The sequence below is a fragment of the Paenibacillus sp. EKM301P genome (genome assembly GCF_011800295.1).
Lineage (GTDB): Bacteria > Bacillota > Bacilli > Paenibacillales > Paenibacillaceae > Paenibacillus > Paenibacillus polymyxa.
The window spans coordinates 1-746 of record NZ_JAALFM010000064.1 but is presented as its reverse complement, the minus strand read 5'-3'; the positions used below and the strand labels follow the sequence as shown (position 1 = coordinate 746).

Sequence of the window (746 nt, the reverse complement as noted above, 5' to 3'; positions counted from 1 at the left end):
CCGTACGTGCCGGGTGAACGACTGTATCGTACCGGCGACTTGGCGCGGTGGATGCCAGACGGCCATGTGGACTTTATCGGCCGGATAGATGATCAGGTCAAAATCCGGGGCTTCCGGATCGAACTGGGCGAGGTGGAAGCGCAGCTGCTGACTGTGGCTGGCATTGAGAAAGCCATCGTCACCGCCTGGGAAAACGAAGACGGAGACAAAGATCTGTGTGCGTATGTCGTAGCCTCGGAGGCGCTGAATTTGCCGGAGCTGCGCAGCACACTGCAGCCCAAACTGCCGGGCTATATGATCCCGACCTACGTCGTACCCCTGGATCATTTCCCGCTGACACCGAATGGGAAAATCGACCGCAAAGCGTTGCCCGCACCGGAAGCGCGCCTCGAAGGAGGCACGGAGTACGTTGCGCCGCGCACAGAACTGGAAGAGCAGTTGGTACGTATTTGGCAAAGCGTTCTGAATCATCACCAAATAGGCATCCAGGATAACTTCTTTGAAGTGGGAGGACATTCGCTGCGCGCTACTACACTGATGGCGAAAATCCATCAGGAGCTGAATCACAAGCTGGCCTTGCGAGATATTTTCCAATATCCGACGATTGAGCAATTGGTACAGGTGATGGGTGAAGATCAGACCCAGCAAACGTATGTATCCATACCTGTGGCAGAGGAGCGCGAATATTACCCCGTTTCCTCGGCACAAAAACGGATGTACGTTCTGAGTCACCTGGAAGGTGGAGA

1 protein-coding gene is annotated in these 746 nt (G+C 55.1%); it reads left to right on the top strand.

What is annotated here, in order from left to right; translation table 11 throughout:
• Positions 1-746: phosphopantetheine-binding protein (locus HFD99_RS24825; protein ID WP_167441056.1), on the top strand; the 746-nt coding region annotated here is incomplete at both ends.